Source organism: Labilithrix luteola (genome assembly GCF_001263205.1).
GTDB classification, from domain to species: domain Bacteria; phylum Myxococcota_A; class Polyangia; order Polyangiales; family Polyangiaceae; genus Labilithrix; species Labilithrix luteola.
Genome location: NZ_CP012333.1, coordinates 8,774,336 through 8,790,692, shown reverse-complemented (window position 1 = coordinate 8,790,692; position 16,357 = coordinate 8,774,336). Strand labels below are relative to the sequence as shown.

The window sequence follows — 16,357 nt, the reverse complement described above, 5'->3', positions numbered from 1 at the left end:
ATGCCCTCAGGGTGCCGCCGGAAGCGGAACGGACTCGCCGTTCGGCGGCGGGAGAGCCGCGAGGCCCGGACGCGACTGGACGTATTGGCCAGGCGTGTACGGGAGCTTGCCTGCTTTGTTGGTCGGATCGACCGTGCCCGTCACGTACTCCGCCATCTTCGCGTCGCCGATGATGTCGGTGAAGTACGCGAGGCGACCGATGGCGCGCGTGATCTGCGGATTGCGCACGTTGTACTTGCGCGCGAGAGTCACGGCCGTTGCGTAGTGGCGGACCATGACCTGGTCGGCGCCTGCGAGCTCCTGCTCCTTCTTCTTGCGCCAGAATTCCTTCTTGGCGTCTTCGAGCTGGTCGGCCTTGTCTTCGAGCTCGGGCCTGCCGCTGTTACGCAGCTGGTTCACGAGCGAGGCCTCTTGCGGCGAGAGGTACGTGACCTTGACCGTGTTGTAGAGGCCCGTGCGAAGCGAGTCGTAGATCGCGCCCTGGCGAGCGATCGCGGTGGGGACCCAATCGAGAGACTCGTAGGTCTTCGTGATCTTCTCGAGCGCGAGATCCCACTTCTCGGCTTCCTTCGCGTTCGCCTGGTACTTGCCAGGCTTCGTGACGTTGCCCTTGGCATCGATGGCGCCGAGGATGTCCGCCACGCTGCCCGTGTACTTGTGCTTGTCGGCGACGTCGTACTTGTCGCGGATCTCTTCGTCGAGGAGCGTGAACTCGGCTTCGGCCGCGTAGTCGACGTACGGCGCCTGCTGCGCCTCGCTCTTGTTGTCCTTGACCGGCGCCTTCGAGCGGTAGTTCTCCCAGGCGCTGACCGTGCTCTTGAACCACGGACGCCAATCGGCCTCGCCCGCAGTCTTCTTCATCTTGCCGATGCCGTAGGCGGCCTCGACGACGTACTTCGCCGCGGCCGGCTGATTGCGCGCCGAGCCGAAGTAGCTCATGAGCGCGCTCTCCGCCGCGATGCGGTTCTGGCGGTTCGTGCCCGTGTCAGGCTGCGTGGGGAGCCACTGCTTGTACTCGAAGCTCGCGACGCGATAGTCGGCCTCGGCCTTCTCCTCCGCGGGCGGGTTCAGCTTCGCGAAGATGCGGTGCTCGGCCATCATCTTGTCGCGCTGACCCATGTTTGCGTAGAGGATCATCGCGTTGCGCGCGGCGTCGCGACGGCGCTTCTCGTCGAAGCGATCGTTCGCGGCGATCTTCTCGTTCGTCTCCGCGGCGCGCTGGTAGTTGAAGAACGAGTAGTACGTCGTCTGGAGGGCGTCGTACGCACTACCGAGGTAGTTCACGCGCTCCTGGTACTTCTTCGGATCGGGCGCCGTCTTGGTCTTCGGATCGCCCTTCTGCAACGCGTTGAGGCGCGCGTCGGAGCCGTACTCGGTGATGAACTTGTTGTAGAGCTCGATCGCCTTGTTGTACTCGCCGATCTGCTTGTACGCGTAGGCCGCGTTCATCGCCGCTTCCGGCGCTTCGTCGCGTCCAGGAGCTTCGCTGAGCGCAGCTTCGTAGAGGCCGGCGGCTTCACGCCAGAGCGGCTTCTTCGCAGGCGCGTCGGGGTTCTTGCACGCGGAGCCGATCGGCGCTTCGCACGCCTGCTCGAACTTCTTGCGCGCGTTGATGAACGCCGCCTCTTGGAGCGTGGGGTTGACGATGAGGCCGGCCTTCGCCTTGTTCTCCTCGGTGAACGCGCACGAGTGCGCCTTCTCCGACTCGGCGAGCTGCTTCGAGCGCTCGGCATCGCGCTCGAGGTTCGACATGGTGATGAGCTTCTCCCATGCCTTGTACCCGAGCTCGTCTTTGCCGCAGTGCTCCTTCCACATCGGCTCGAAGCGCTGGCGAGCGACATCGAACTGCCCGTAGAGGAAGTACGTCTCGGCCGAATAGAACTGGTAGTCGGGCGAGTGGTGCGAGATGTCGAGGCTCGCCGGCACGCGCTGGACGTACTCGTCGCGCGCTTGCACGCTCTGCAAGACGACCGGCGGGACCGGCTCACGAACGACCTTGCGCGTCGACTCGTCGGCGGAGTCGAACTTCACTTCCTCGCGCTTCTGGACACCCGTCGCGCCCTTCGTGTCCTCGTAGCGCTGGTAGGCGAGGTCGCGATCGACGTCGCTGACGTCGACGACGAAGAACGCCGCGTTGTCGAGGTACTTGTCGTCCTCGTTCGAGTCGCGCACGTCGATCGCCGCGACGAGGGCCTCGTCGATGTCCTTCTTGCTCGGCTCCGGATACGTCTTGCCGGCGAGCTTGTGGAGGACCACCTGGATGCGGACGTACTGGCGCTTCGCATCGGCGAGCCAGTAACGGCTCTCGTACGCGTCGGGCGCGTTCTCGTCTTGCTTCAGGTAACCGAACCACCCGATGCCCGCGAGCTTGTACTCGGTGGCGGCGCGCGAAAGGAGCTCCATCTGGCGCCCCGGATCGCCGGTCTGGCTCGCGGCGACGAGAGCCGCCTTGCCGTTGTTCGTGTGCTGGGCAGCCGCCTGACGGAGACCACCGCGGACGAGACGTTCCGCATTCTGGAGGGCCGCCGGGTTGTCCTTGTTGGCGTCGACCCAGGGCGTGTTGCCGATGTAATTCGCGAGGGCAGTGCGCGCCTCGAGCGCCTTCTGACTGATGGCGTCGTGCTCGGGCGTGCCCGGGCGCTTCGTCATGTTCAGCTGGTCGTAGGTCTCGGCGATCGCGTTCTGCGTCTCCGGGGCCGACGGGTCCATCGGCCACTTCTTGAGCATCATGTCGTAGACCTCGACCGCGTTCGAAAACTGGTTGAGGCTGCGATACTCGAGCGCGAGCGCCTTGTAGACCTCGATGGTCCACGGCTTGTCTTGCGGGACGATCTGCGGATCTTTCACACGATCGATCGCGACGTGGAGCTTCTTCTCCGCCTTGTCGGGATTCGGTTCGGTGTCGAGGATGTCCGGCCGCGGGATGTACGGCTCCCACGCCTCCGGGCCCTTGAAATCGACGTTGGTGAGCGAGCCGGCGATGTACGTGTACGCTTCGTTGCGGAAGTCCGCTCCAGAGTCACCCGTCAGCTTCTGCTGCTCGTCCGTATACTCGAGCAAGCGCACGAACTCGCGGGTAGCCGCCTCGTACCGCTGCTGCTTGAAGAGCGTCCAGGCGTACTTGTAGAGCGCAACGCCGTAGAGCGGCGGGCGCTTGAACTGCATCGCCTGCTCGTACGCGCTGGCGGCGCGGTTGTACCCCCAGACGCTGCCCGGGTCTTCCTTCGTCACACCGCTCTGGAAGTCGAGCTGATCGAACTCCCAGTTGCCGATCTGCCACCACACTTCGGCAACGTACTTCGGCTCCTCGCCCTGAATGATCGCGGGCTGAGGGATGTACTTGCACTCCTTGGGGAACGGATCCTCGAAGGCGGTCTCCGGGTTCCTGCGGCTGACCGACTTCGGATCGTGATACTTGTTTCGCCACGCGGTCCAGAACGCCTCGTCGTGATCCTGGCGCATCGGGACGACGGTGTCCTTGTCTGCGTCCTTCGGATCGGGCGGCGTGGGATAGGCGTAGATGTTGTGGCACACGAGCGAGCGCCAGACCTGCTGCGCCTCGTTCGTGCGCCCCGAGTCGTTGAGCGCGTGCCCGAGGAAGTAGTAGATGCCGGCCGTCTCGCGGTAGTTCGGGAACTCGTGGAGAACGCGCTTGTAGAGCGCGATGGCAGACTTGAGACCGACCTCGAGCGGCTCGGTGGCCTCTTCACCACGTGCGCGCTCTTCGTAGAGCGCCGCGAGTCGGTACATGGCGTCGGGCGTGGCTTCGGGCTGCGCGCGCGGACCGCTGTAGACTGCAATGAATTCTTCGAGTCGCTTGATGGCGTTCTCACGCGCCTTCTTGAGCTCCTCTTTCTCGATGGCGATTTCGCGATCGAGCCCCGAGAGGACCTCCTTCTTCTTCGACTCGTAGTGCAGACGGATGATGGTGGTGACCGTATCGCGGTACGCCTTGGCGCCCTTCTCGTACGCGTCGACCTGCTCCTTCAATGCACCGAGCGCCTCGACCTGCTCCGGCGAAGGTGGCGGAGGCGGCGGGTGCATCTTGCGCGCGGTGGGCACCGAGCTCACGGTCGAGTCGGTGACGGGCACGCCGCCATCGACGCCGAACAACGTGCCGGATGTTCCCGCATCCGCATCGGCCGTTGCCGTGCTCGTGGCACGGGTGGCGGCTCCCGCATCCGCGGGCGTCGGCGTTGCGCCGCCCGCATCCTTCGCTGCCGAAGCCGGCGTTGCGCCCGCATCCTTGGCCCCGCCTGCGCCGGTCGCGCCAGTTGCGCCGGCCGCGCCCGTGGCGACTCGAGGCTGCGCTATGACACTCGAGGCCGGCAAAACAGCCGCGATCGTGAGGATCGCGCCAAGCACCCTTCGATTCGACCAACCGGTCTTCATCGTCGTTCTCATTTGCTGAGGGGCTTCGTATCCCCCGCGTCGTCGAGCACTTCACGCAGCTCTTCGTCGAGCAGCTGCTCTTCTCGCGCGCGCTCCGTCTGGAGGTTGTGCACGCGATCGAGCTCCTCTTCGCGAACTTCCCAGGCCTGTTCGGTGATGCCTACGTCGGCGCGTAGGACAATGTTGCGAAGCTTGTCGCGAACGATGACGAAGTTGCGCTTCGCCACCTGTCCGACGAGATCGCGCGCTTCGGTGTCGAGCACGCCGAGCTTCATGTTGTAGCCGTTGATCTTGAGGCGCTCGGCCTCGACCTTGGCCTGCACCTCGCCAACGCGCGCGCCGACCTGCTGTTCGAGCTGCGCGAACTGCGCGACGAGCCGGTCTTCGACGATGCGCGCCTGATCGAGCGCGGGCTTCACACGCGCGGCGTAGCGCTGCGTGTCGGAACCTCCCTGCCCTTGCGAGCCGAGAAGAACTTCGCGATCGAGCGCGTCACGGAACTGCACGCGCGCGACGGCGTCATTCTGGTAGCGCGCGTCGCCGATGCCGATCTGCGCGCGCCCGATCTCGATCTGGCGACGGAGCTCGACCATCTCATCCTGGCGTTGCTTCAGCAGACGCTCGTTCTCGTCGAGCTCGGCGTTGAAGCGATCCACGTCGGACGGCGCGCGAGCGACGCCCTGCTGCGCATCCTCTTTGAGCATGCGCCGGAGCCCGTTGATCGTCGCATTGAGGTAGTCGACCTCGATGACACGCCGGGAGAGCTCTTGGCTGACCGTGTTCCACTGGCGCATGCCGATGAAATCGCGTTCGGCGAAGTCGCTGGTCGCTACCGGCAGCTCCGCGATGATGCCCATCGACTGGCGGCGCTGCGCCCGCGCCTGCCCCATCTCGCCCTGGAGATCCTTGGGCTCCTCGTCGTCGAGGCCTTTCGCCACCTGAAGGCGCATCTTCGAGATGCGGTTCAAGAGCGAGAGGGCCTGCTCTTCACCTGCCGCGAGCTCGGGGAACGCCCGAACGCGGTTCGTGGCGTTGAGGATGATGTTGAGCTTCTCGATCAAGCCGTAGCTCTGACGGATGAGCGACTTGCACTGGTTGACGTCGTCGATGACGGCGAACGCCATCGGCCCGTCTTCCGCTTCGCGCGCCCATCGAATGGCGACCGGAGGAAGCTGCTCGTTTTGATCGAGGACGTCGAGCTGCTGCTGGGAGAGCTTGTCGTAGTAGACGGCTGGGTCTTGCGTGGTGTCGATGAAGTTCTCGACCTTCGCGCGCATCGGCTCGTACTGCTCGCGAATGCCCGTGTAGAGCTGCAGCGCCTTGTCGAAGGCGCCCGCGCGCAGAAGGAGGTCCGCCCGGAGGAGCGTTCCGTCACCGACCGTCGGTGAGCTCGGATCGGCGATCTGGAGCACCTCGAGTGCCCGCTCGGCGCGCTGCACGTCGCCGAGGCGGACGTACACCCACGCGAGCTCGTAGAGCATCGTGCTGAACTCGGGTGAATCACGTCCGACCTTCGAGTACGCCTCGGCCGCTTGCGTGTAGTTTTCGACCTCGTACTGGAGGCGGCCGATGGCCATCCACGCGAGATCGATGACGTGCTTGTGCTCGTCCGTGTCCGGCGGGAGCTCGGTCACCACGCGGAAGGCCTCGATGGCCGGCTTGTAGTTCGCGAGCGTCGCACGCGGCGTCACCACCGGCCCCGCGCTCCCCGGCGCTGCTGGAGGCGGCGTCTGCGGACGCGCCTGGCGCATCGCGATCAAGCCCTGGAAATAGCGCGCTTGATGCGTGTGGGTCTGCCCGTTGGGCACCGCGGACAAGGCGGCCTGCGCGGCGGCGTAGTCCCCCTTGAAGTAGTACGCTTTGCCCTTCGCGTACTGGAGCGCCGAGTCGACCTGCGCCGGTGGCACCTGATTGAGCTTCGAGAAAACCTCGTCGAGGCCCTTGATGTCGTCGATGCGAAGGCAGACATCGATGAGACGTGCGAGCGCCCTTCCGTAGTACGGATTGAAGCGCGGCTCGTTCCCCCTGTTGACGATCTCGCGGAAGTCGCGCCGCGCGGAGAGGTACTCCTTCTGCGCGTAGAACGTCTCGCCGCGAAGCCACAATGCGTCGGGGTAGGACGCCGTGTCCGGGTACTCTTCGAGGATCTCGCTGAAGACGACGACGGCGCGCGGGTAATCCTTGCTCCGGAAGAGCATGTCGCCGTTCGCCAGGCGCTGCTCGACGGTGTACCGCTGAGCCTTCGCCTTCTCGATGGCCGACTGGACGCTCGCGCTTTCGCGGTCGATCGTCGCGACCTCGGTCTGCGCACGACTCGCGTCAGCCTCGGCGTTCGCGGCGAACGCGGGGGCCTGCCCCGCGAGCACGGCGAGCACGATCGCAGACGATACCGCGCGTCTCACTCTTACTTCCCTCCGCCGATCGAGAGGCTGCCTGAGGCCGAGCCATTGCCGCTCTGGCCTTCAGCCTTCACCGCCGGAGCACTCGGCTGCGTTGCGCTCGATTGGGACGTCGCCCCCGCGAGTGCGCCCACCTTCTCACCCCACTCGATCGTCGGGCGCTGCTCGAGCGGCGTGGTGACACCGCCCTTCTCGAGCGCCGTCGCGACGAGCGACAGGCTCTTTCCTTCGACCGCCGTGAAGGAGTGCGCACTCTTCACTTCGAACTTGTAGCCGCGGAGGTAGGTGAACACGCCGAAGCCGTTGCCCTGGAAGTTCAGAACGACCTGAACCGTGTGGTCGCCCGGCGGAATCGATCCGCTGAAGACGGGGATCTCCTTCTGATCGGCGAGGGCGCCCGACTCGTCCGCGCGGTTGTACTGCACCGCACCGTCGACGACGAAGAGTGCGCGGATCAGGCGGAACGCGCTCGACATCTCGTTGTGGAAGATGACCTCCGCGCGCGAGCCGGCGGCGCCGCCCGAGAGGATCGTGTCGCTCAGGAGAGCGAGGCGCGTATGGCTCCGGCGAATCTGATCCTTGAGCTCGTCCACGCGCGATTCGAGATCGCGAAGGCGAACGCCATAGGTCGCTCCGTCCATCGTGGCCTTGTCCGGGATGGGAACCGCCGGACCACCTGGTCCGCCGGCGGCGCCAGCCGACCCACTCGCTGCCGCGCCCGGGGTCGAGGCAGGTGCGCTCGCGGCCGTCGCGCCCGATGCCGGCGACGCCGTTCCGGCGCCTTTCGCGGCTGTCGAGGAAGGCGTGGATGATGCGCCGGCGTCCTTACCCGCAGCGGCCACGCCCGCACCGGAGGTACCAGACTGCGCAGGCTGGCTAGGTTGGCCAAGCGCGGAGGCGGCACTGGCCGACACCCCGAGGGCGAAGACCAACGCTAGACCGCGGATACGACCGATCCCATGACGTCGCATGCTGTTCCCTTTCAAGCCCAAGCCGTCACCAGACAGTTCCCGAAAAAACCCGGGAAAATCCTTGCTCGAGACGCATTCGAGTGACTACGCATGCGCGCAGTGGTTCGACGCAAGGTGCTGGCCGAGCAGGAGTGTAGGCCCGCTGACGGATGCCTTGCAACCCATGCCTGAGCCTGGACTCCGACCTGACCAGGCATGAAGGCGACGCGTTACGTCATTTCTGCAGTGAGGCTGGACCACTCGCTTTTTGTGGTCCGAGATCTTTCCAGCCGGTGGTGCGTCTGAACCTCCAAGAAAATGTCCCCGACCGTGTTCCTCGCGTCCGTCGCGTTCGTCGTGTTCTCGCGCGGCTCTCGCGTCTCGGGTTCTCGCGTTTCGGCGCCCATCCGAGGGTCAACGCGCGCTCGCCGGCCCCGGAGGAGCGCCACGGCTTCGCTCGAGCTCTCTCGCCGCCACGCGCCTCCACGAGTCGTTTGGGTGAAAAGGTGCGGCGAAGCATGGCGTGCCGAGGCCCGGATCGAGGTAGTCTGGGCGCGCCGCGATGACCGTGTCCCGACACGCGCTGGACCCGTCCGACGAGACGCTGATGCTTCGGTATCAGAACGGCGATCGTGCGGCCTTCGCTCAGCTCGTTCGCCGTCATCAGGGCCCGCTCTACAACTTCGCCTTGCGGCAAGTGCGCATCGGTCAGGTGGCCGAGGACGTCGTGCAAGAAGCTTTCGTGCGCGTGGTGCAGAACGCGACGGACTTCAAACACGAGGCACGCTTCACTACCTGGGTCTACACCATCACCCGCAACCTCTGCATCGACCAGCTCCGGAAGCGCGCCCTGCGCAAGCACCCGTCGCTGGACGAGTCGAAGAGCGACGACGGCGGCGATGGCCCGACCCTGGGGGAGCAGACGGCCGATCCGCGCGCGAGTGTCGAACGCGACGCGACGGGCATCGAATTGAAAGAGCGCATCCTTCGCGCGGTGGACACCTTGCCGGACGAGCAGCGCGAGGTGTTCCTCATGCGTGAGGTCTCGAACCTTCCCTTCAAGGAAATCGCCGAAATCACGGGCGTTCCGGAGAACACCGTGAAGAGCCGAATGCGCTATGCCCTCGAGCGCCTCCAAGAGGCGCTTTCCGAATACGAAGACTACGCGCGCGCGCTCCGCTGACCCCCCAGGGATCCATTCACACCACAGTTCACGAGAACCGTCCTTACGAAGAGCCGACCGATGGATTGCGAGAAGTTCGAACCCCTGCTGCTCGATGAGCTCTACGAAGAGCTGGACGAGCTGACGAGCGCGGCACTCAAGCGCCACGTCTCGGGGTGCGCGCGATGCTCGGCAGCACTCAACGGGATGCGCGCCACGCGCCGTCTCGCGACGTTCCCGATCGTCGACGTTCCCGAGGGCCTCGAGGACAAGATCTTCGCGGCCACGCGGGAAGCGCAGAAGGTCGTTCCGATCCGCAGTCGCGCGTCGCGCGCCCTCTCCTGGGCGGGCAGCTGGGCGATGCGTCCGCAGACGGCGATGGCCGCCGTGTTCCTCCTCATGATCGGTTCGAGCGCGTTCTTGCTGCGCGCCAAACGCGATGCCGCGCGCGAATCGGAGGTCTCGGTCACCGTGCGCGGCGAGCCGGCCGGTGCTCTGGCCGCCGCCGATCACGATTCGCTCGACGACAAAGCTGCCGCCGCGGCTCACGGCGCGGCGGTCCCGCCCCCCGTCGCTCCGATGGCAGCCGCGGCACCAGCGGCGACCGCCCTCACGTTGGCCGATCCGATGGATCGCGCAACCGCCGGCGCCGGGCGCGGAAAAGACGAGGCGTCGCTCGGAGCGCTCGCGGCGAGCGCGCCCGCCAAGGAAGAGGAAGGCGATTTCGCCGGCAACGCCCAGAAGAAGGGCTTCGCGCGCTCGCTCGAGCCCTCGAACGCAGCGGCTCCCGCGGGAGCCCCGGCGCAGCTTGCCGATTCGATGCAGCAGCGCGTGGCTCCGAGCCCGGTCGCTACCACCGGAAGCAGCGTCCAAGACGGCTATTCCGCAGGGATGGCCGCGTACCGTGCGCGGAACTACGCCGAGGCGATCCGCCTGTTCGATGGCGCCGCGCAGACGGGCGATCAGAACTCGGCGTTGTGGGCCGCTCGCAGCGTGAACGACAGCCACGGCTGCGCGGCGGCGCTCCCGCGCTTCGAAGCCGTGGCCCAGAAAGCCGCCGGCAGCTACACCGGCAGCGATGCGCTCTACGAAGCGGGGCGTTGCCAGCTCACGCTCGGTCAGATCGACGGGGCGCGCGAGAAGTTCACGCGTCTCACGACGGTGGCTTCCCACGAGGCCCGCGCACGGCAGGCTCTCGCGAATCTCGACCAGGTCGCGGCGCGCCGCGAGGCGGAGCGCAGCAAGGCCGGAACCCCGGGCGCGGGCGGAATGGCCGCACCGAAGGCGGCGGCGCCCGCGCCGGCCAAGCCCGCGTCGAAGCCAACCGACACCGCGAACTCCTTCTGAGGATCGAGCGATGGCGGGCGACGACGTTTCGAAGTCGATGCTCTCCACGTGGCACGAACACGACGTGGATCGCGGGCTCCACGCCCTCGACCGCGACGCCGTCCTCGCGAGCGAATCGCTACGGGCACTCGTGCTCGAGTCCTTCGCACGCCCGGAATCGAAGCCCCGCGACCTCTTCAACGCGTGTGCGCGCCTCGGCCGTCTGCTGGCCGACGCAGGCGCCTCGCCGTCCCTCGCCGTGACCACCATCGACGGCGCGTGCGCCGCGCTGAAGGAGGCCGGCATCACCCCCTCCCCTGCGCTCGTCGAATCGGCGCGGGCCTCGCTCTGCGAAGGCTACTTCGCAGGTGTCGTCGAAGCAGAACGGACCTCCGCCCGACGGGCGTGGGAGTTCCCCGCTTGCGCCGTACAGGTGGACGAGGAAACCGTGGCCATCGCCGCGGGCTATCCCGACGCCGACCACGAAGCCCTCACCGATTGGGCCGATCGCGTGGCCCTCGCCGCCTCGAAGAAGCGCTTCAAAAGGGCCGTGTTATCCGGGCCCGAACGCGGGCATACGGAGCTCGCGCGCGCCCTCGAAATCGCCGGCATCGAGGTGGTCAGCAGCCTCGAGCGACGAGGCTGGCAGCGGCTCGCGTTCTGGAAGCCGGCGCGCTGATCCGGGCCTCGGGAAGCCGGAGCCTGGCCGCGCCGCTTTTTTGATAGAGTGCGCTTCGATGGCGCGCCGCGTTTCGTCTTTGCCTTTGCTCCAACGGAACGTTCTTCGCACTGCGCTCGCGCTGGCTACGCCGCTCGTCGCCGGCGCCGGATGTGGAACGACGGAACAATCGCCGAACGTCGCGATCGCCACGAACCTGGCGCTCCCCCGCGGCCTCCTCGATCACGTGACGAAGCTCACGCTCTCCGTCACGGAAGGCGCAGTCACGTGCGACGCGAGCACGGGCCAGCTGACGTTTCCGAACGGCACCGCCGGGGCACGCGAGATCCTGAAGAAGGCCCTCGGAACCACCGGCTGCGCGGACAACGCCCGGTTCTGCGGCGACGTTACGATCGACAAGTCGGACGCCATGCGCGTGTTCGCAGCGACGGCCACGGGTGACGGCGACACCACGCTCGCCATCGGCTGCACGCAGGCCAAGGTCGATCAAGACCAGCTGCCGCTGTCGATCAAGATGGTGCGCTTCCTGGCGCCCGCGGTCTGCGGAGACGGCACGATCCAACCCACCGAGCAGTGCGAACCGGGCGGAACCCTCGCCTGCGACGACGACTGTCAGTCGAAGGAGGTGCTCCTCTCGACCGGAAGCAGCCAGAACGGCACGACCACCGGCGGTTCGGGTGACAAGAGCAGCCCGTTCTTCCTCTGGCCTGCGCAGACGGGCACGAACGGACGATTCGTTGCGTTCTTCACGGATCGCGCCACGGGCTCGGCCAACAACGAAGACATCGGGCTCCGCGTCATGGGCGACGACCTCGCGCCGCTGACGTCGCCGCCCGCGCTCGCGGCAGGCTCGATCTTCCTGCCGAACGGCACGACGTTCCCGCCGCCCGTTTCGTCACGGCAGCAGTCGAACGCCCAAGCGACGTTCCTCAAGGGCAAGTACTACGTCGTCTTCCAGGACGACAACTCGCCCAGCTCGAACGGGCTCGACATCCATCTCCGCTCGATGGACACCACGTTCGTCGCCGATCAGGCCGCCGACACGCCGCTCGGGGTCAACGGCCCCGACGGCGCAGGTGAGGCCAAGATCCAATCGTCGCCCGCCGTCGCCAGTGGCCCTGAAGACCGGCTCTTCGTCGCCTGGGAAGACGAGGGCCAAGGCAAGATCGCCGGTCGCACGATCGCCCCTCCGAACACGCTCGGCAACCAGAACGACATCAGCTCGGGAACCGGTAACACGCACGTGTCCGTCGCGGCGACGAGCAACGGCTGGGTCGCCGTCTGGCAGAGCGGCACGGGCATCAAGCTGCGCGCGATCAACGCCGACGGCACGCCGCAAGGCGCCGAGCAAATCGTGAACGAGAGCAGCGCACCGGCCTCCGAGCCACGCGTTGCCTCCCTCGACGGCGGCCGCTTCGCCGTGGTCTTCGTCGCAGGCGGCGACGTGTTCATCCAGCGATACGACGAGCGCGGCTCGAAGATCGCAGGAGATCAGTCGTCAGCCCTCAACGATCTCGTCACCGCCGGCGATCAGCTCTCGCCCGCGATCGCTTCGAGCCCCGCAGCCGGCGGCTCCTACGCCGTCGCGTGGGTCGACGCCCCGTCGAAGCACGTCAACGCACGCTTCGTCGGCGGCACGTCGGGCTTCCTCTTCAACAACGTGAACGGCCAATCGTCCGAGTTCCAGGCGAGCCGTGTCGATGGCCGCAACCGCGTGACGCCGACGGTCGCGATCGGCGGCGCAGGCCCGTTCGTCGCCATCGGCTGGGAAGACAAGACCACGCCGAGCGCCGGCATCGTGGTGCGCCGTTTCCCGGTGCCCACCGAATAGCGGTCAGTCGCAGCGCGGGAGTTCGCGGAGGTACGCGATCGTGCGAATGACCTCGACGAGGCGCTCGCGTTGCTCGAGCTGTAGGTTCACGAAGCGGATGCCCATGCCCGGGTTCGGATTGTCTCCGTTCGCCCGAAGCAGGTTCACCCAGGCGACCGCGCCTTCGAGCTTGAAGCCCTCCGCACCGGGCGGTGCGAACGAGAGACGAAGCTTCGTTCCGATCTTCAGCGGCTCCGTCGTGCGGACGAAGATGCCCATCTCGCTGATGTTCGTGATCGACGCGTAGAGGAACGTGTCGCCCTGGGCAACGCAGTCCACCGCCCATTCGACTTCGTAGCGATCGAAGTTACGACGCTCGACGCCGGACTCGTCGATCTCCAAGGACGCCGCTTCGGCCCCCAACAGAAGTTTTCGTTCGTCCTTGCCCATCATCGAGAGTGCTCCCCCAACGCGTTTTTTGGTGCGTAGCCCGGCACCGGGGGCGGCGCTAGCCCAAAAGACACGCACTCCTGACCTACGCCGCGTTGCATCCGAATCGTCGCGCGGCGGTTGCTTCTTGGGGCTTTCGAAGCTACTGCACGCGCAAGGCGCCGCCGTTGACGCGATTCTCGCTGTCCGCCGGGCCCGACTTCACCTTCAGACGGCTCTCGCCGACGAAGAGACCGAAGTAGAGCGTGTAGTTGCCCGGCGTGAAGTTCGGCTCGAGTGTGAACTCGTGATCGTCGAGGACCACGTCGTCTTTGAGCCAGAGCGACATCGGGTACTTGCCCTCGGCCAGCTTGTGGTCGCCGTTGTGGCGACGCTTGAAGCCGTCGATGTGAATGAACATCTCCCACTCGGTCGTGATCGGCGCGAGCACCTTGAAGTACGTGCGCATGTGGTACTTGCGCCCCGGCGCCACGTGCTCGACGAGCTTGCCGTTCGCGTCCGCGATGTCGTAGCCGAGCACCTCGAGCTTGTCCTCGAGGTTGACGTCGAGCTTGTGCTGCGGCGTGGCCGGCTTCGTGAGGATGATCTTCTCGAGCGGGTTCTCGTTCTTTTCGCCATCACGAAGCGACGACGCAACGAGCATGATCTGGCTCGAACGCGCATCGACGACGGGCAGGTTCTGACCCGTCGTCGACTTCTCGCGGTACGCGCGATTGAGGCGCGCGAGCTCCTCGGAGCGGACGGCCACGAAGCGGCGTGACGACGGCTCGTTGCCCATCATCCAGTCGTAGGCGGAGTTCGTGTCGCGGAGGATGTTCGGTTGACCGCCCGCGTAGTACGCCGCCGTGCGACCGCCGACTCCGAAGAGCGCGAGCTGTTCGCTTCCCTTGTGGAGACGCTGGTAGCTCTCGAAGACTTCCTTCGGCGAGAGCTGGTTGGCGAGCGCCGGGTAGTACGACGCGCAGAGGATCGCGCCGACGAGCGCCGCCCACGCAATCATGAACGCCGCGCGGCTACCACGGAGCAGATCGCCCACGGCGCCGAGGACGAGGAAGAGCGCGACGCCGGACGGAATCGCGAACGCGAGCGCCACGACGGGACGCATGCCTCCGAGGTACAGGCCCGCGAAGGCGAGCACCGGCACCTGCAGATACATGAGCGGGCCGAGGAGCAAGAGCGCGGTGGGGCCGACGCCGTCGTCGAGCTGGTCCGGCGTCACCACCAGCTTGCCGGTGATGAGATCCGGGATGGTCTTCCCGAGACGCCCACCCTTGATGCGCTCGGCAAGCTGCTCGAACGGCTCGAAGCCGCGCGCGAAGGACGTACGACCGAACGGGCGCGCGCCCTCGAACGTCCAGAGCCAAACGTCGCACCAGAAGAACGCACCGAAGATGACGAACAGCGGAGCGAACGCCGTCAGCCACCACGCGTTGAGCACGAGATCGCGCATCTGCGAGGAGAGCTGCGGGAGCCAGCGCGCGTGCATCCGCGTGCCGATCCACACCGCGAGGCCCGCGAGCGACGCCCCCGCGACCATGGCGAAGTACGCGAGCGCGAGCATGCCGTCCCATGCGTCGCGGAGCGCGAGCAGGAAGCGGAGGTAGACCTTCGGGTCGAACGGTTTGCGGCTCGGCTCGTCGAACTGCGCCTTCACGCGCGCGGGCACGCTCACGAACCACGGGCGGTAGCGCTCGATGAAGGTGAGCAACGCAACGGCCGCAAAGCCACCAAGCGCAATCCACCAGACCGTGAGCGCGTGCGGCTTGAAGCTCTCGGGGAACGTCGACGAGGAGACGGCAAAGGCGTGGAAGGCCTTCTCCGGCAGCTTGTGGAACTCGTGGTGGAAGAGGCCGAGGAGCACCGCCGTGCCGACACCGACCGCGAGCGACGGGTGAGCGCCGCGCTCGTAGTCGCGGAGCGCAACGCCGCAGGCGGCGGCGAGCACCGCCGGAGCCGCGAAGCCGATGAGGTCCGTGCGCGCCGCGAGCCAGCCGTGGGCGAAGAAGGCCACGCCGGCGGCCACGAGGAGGGCCGTGCGCGCCTCGCTCTCACGAACGAACGCCACGCCGTCCTTGCCTTGGGGCGCGATGAAAAGGCGGCCGAAGGCAAACGGGACGAACGCGCTCCAGGGCGCGAGCGCCGCCGCGATGTGGCCGATCTCGAAGTCGAACGTGGGGTACTTCGTCGGCGCGTGGATCATGGCGCCCACCCACGGCGAAAGGTCGCCCGGCGGGCCGGCCATCGCGTCGATGCCGAGGTAACCGAACACGACGCCCGCGAGGAGCGACGCCGCGCCGACCGCCGTGCCGAGAACGTCGAAACGACGCTGGCCGTTTGCACGCGCGATGGCGAACGCTGCGCCGACCGCAAGCGTGGGCACGGCGACGCCCAAGAAGCCGCCGCGCGTGTAGAAGCCGGAAATCAAGCCAATCGCGGCCACCGCCAGCCAACCGAGGCGGACCTTGGTATCGGGCTCGCCGTCGTCGTTGCGATCGAAGACGGTGACGAGCAGGCCGCCGAAGGCCATCGCGAACGCGCTCATCGTGACGATGTCACCGAGCATCGTGCGCGCTTCGACGAAGTAGAGCGGCATCGTCGTCAGCGCGACGGCCGAGAAGATTCCCGCGCGGCGATCGACCAGGCGCGCGACGAAACCGTACGTCGCGAGCACACCGAGCACACCCCAGACCGCGAGCGGCGCGCGACCGGCCCACTCGTGCAAGCCGAAGAACTTGAACCCGAGGGCGATCGACGTGAACGGCAGCTGCGGACGGCCGAGGTCGTTCAGGTGAGGCAGTGAGTTGTCCGCGCCCTCGAGCGCGAGCGACGTCGCACCGTGGAGGTTCAGCGCGATGCGCCGTGCGAGGTCCGCCACGTTGAGCTCGTGCGGGTCCCAGAGGCCGGCCCGGGTGAGCGGCGGCAGCAGGAAAAAGAACACGACGGGCAAGAGCACCGCCAAGGCCAGCGGAAGCCAGCGGGCAACCCCCTCAGGCTCGGGCTCACGCTCCGCCGGCTCCGCGGCGGCCTCCCGGTCATTTTCCTCGCGGGCGGGCGCGCTGCTCGCGCTGCTCGCGGCATCGGAAGCTTCGGCGGCGGAGGAAGCGCCGGAATCGGCGGAGACTGCGGATTCTGCGGAATCAGTGGTTTCGGCCATATTCGTGAACCGTGCGCGTCAAGCGTCCTGGTCTG

At 66.8% G+C, this 16,357-nt stretch carries 9 protein-coding genes; 4 read left to right on the top strand and 5 right to left on the bottom strand.

The window, feature by feature from the left end; all coding sequences use genetic code 11:
• Nucleotides 1-6 precede the first annotated feature (6 nt).
• Genes AKJ09_RS38210 through AKJ09_RS38200 form a run of 3 tightly spaced genes read right to left on the bottom strand, consistent with a single transcriptional unit; the run spans nt 7 to nt 7,762 of the window.
• On the bottom strand, nt 7-4,392 hold the full coding sequence (locus AKJ09_RS38210; protein WP_146652770.1) for a tetratricopeptide repeat protein: 4,386 nt from the start codon (nt 4,390-4,392) through the stop codon (nt 7-9).
• 8 nt (nt 4,393-4,400) lie between these two features.
• Nucleotides 4,401-6,794: a tetratricopeptide repeat protein gene (locus AKJ09_RS38205; protein ID WP_240488745.1), complete on the bottom strand. Its 2,394-nt coding sequence runs from the start codon at nt 6,792-6,794 to the stop codon at nt 4,401-4,403.
• 2 nt (nt 6,795-6,796) lie between these two features.
• Nucleotides 6,797-7,762: a hypothetical protein gene (locus AKJ09_RS38200; RefSeq protein ID WP_146652769.1), complete on the bottom strand. Its 966-nt coding sequence runs from the start codon at nt 7,760-7,762 to the stop codon at nt 6,797-6,799.
• 541 nt (nt 7,763-8,303) lie between these two features.
• Between AKJ09_RS38200 and AKJ09_RS38195 the strand changes: the two genes are divergently transcribed.
• From AKJ09_RS38195 to AKJ09_RS38180, 4 genes are read left to right on the top strand one after another with little or no spacing between them, the layout of a single operon-like run.
• Nucleotides 8,304-8,924: an RNA polymerase sigma factor gene (locus AKJ09_RS38195; protein WP_146652768.1), complete on the top strand. Its 621-nt coding sequence runs from the start codon at nt 8,304-8,306 to the stop codon at nt 8,922-8,924.
• Nucleotides 8,925-8,984: 60 nt separating this feature from the next.
• Nucleotides 8,985-10,250: a tetratricopeptide repeat protein gene (locus AKJ09_RS38190; protein WP_146652767.1), complete on the top strand. Its 1,266-nt coding sequence runs from the start codon at nt 8,985-8,987 to the stop codon at nt 10,248-10,250.
• A 10-nt stretch (nt 10,251-10,260) separates the two neighbouring features.
• A complete protein-coding gene (locus tag AKJ09_RS38185) occupies nt 10,261-10,908 on the top strand; it encodes a hypothetical protein (RefSeq protein ID WP_146652766.1) in 648 nt (215 codons plus the stop codon).
• A 58-nt stretch (nt 10,909-10,966) separates the two neighbouring features.
• Nucleotides 10,967-12,739 carry a hypothetical protein gene (locus tag AKJ09_RS38180; protein WP_146652765.1) on the top strand — a complete coding sequence of 591 codons (1,773 nt, stop codon included), beginning with the start codon at nt 10,967-10,969 and terminating at the stop codon, nt 12,737-12,739.
• A 3-nt stretch (nt 12,740-12,742) separates the two neighbouring features.
• Here the strand turns inward: AKJ09_RS38180 and AKJ09_RS38175 are convergent, their stop codons facing one another.
• Both AKJ09_RS38175 and AKJ09_RS38170 read right to left on the bottom strand, forming a co-directional pair.
• Nucleotides 12,743-13,171 carry a PilZ domain-containing protein gene (locus tag AKJ09_RS38175; protein ID WP_146652764.1) on the bottom strand — a complete coding sequence of 143 codons (429 nt, stop codon included), beginning with the start codon at nt 13,169-13,171 and terminating at the stop codon, nt 12,743-12,745.
• A gap of 139 nt (nt 13,172-13,310) precedes the next feature.
• On the bottom strand, nt 13,311-16,322 hold the full coding sequence (locus tag AKJ09_RS38170; protein ID WP_146652763.1) for an ArnT family glycosyltransferase: 3,012 nt from the start codon (nt 16,320-16,322) through the stop codon (nt 13,311-13,313).
• Between the last annotated feature and the right edge of the window lie 35 nt (nt 16,323-16,357).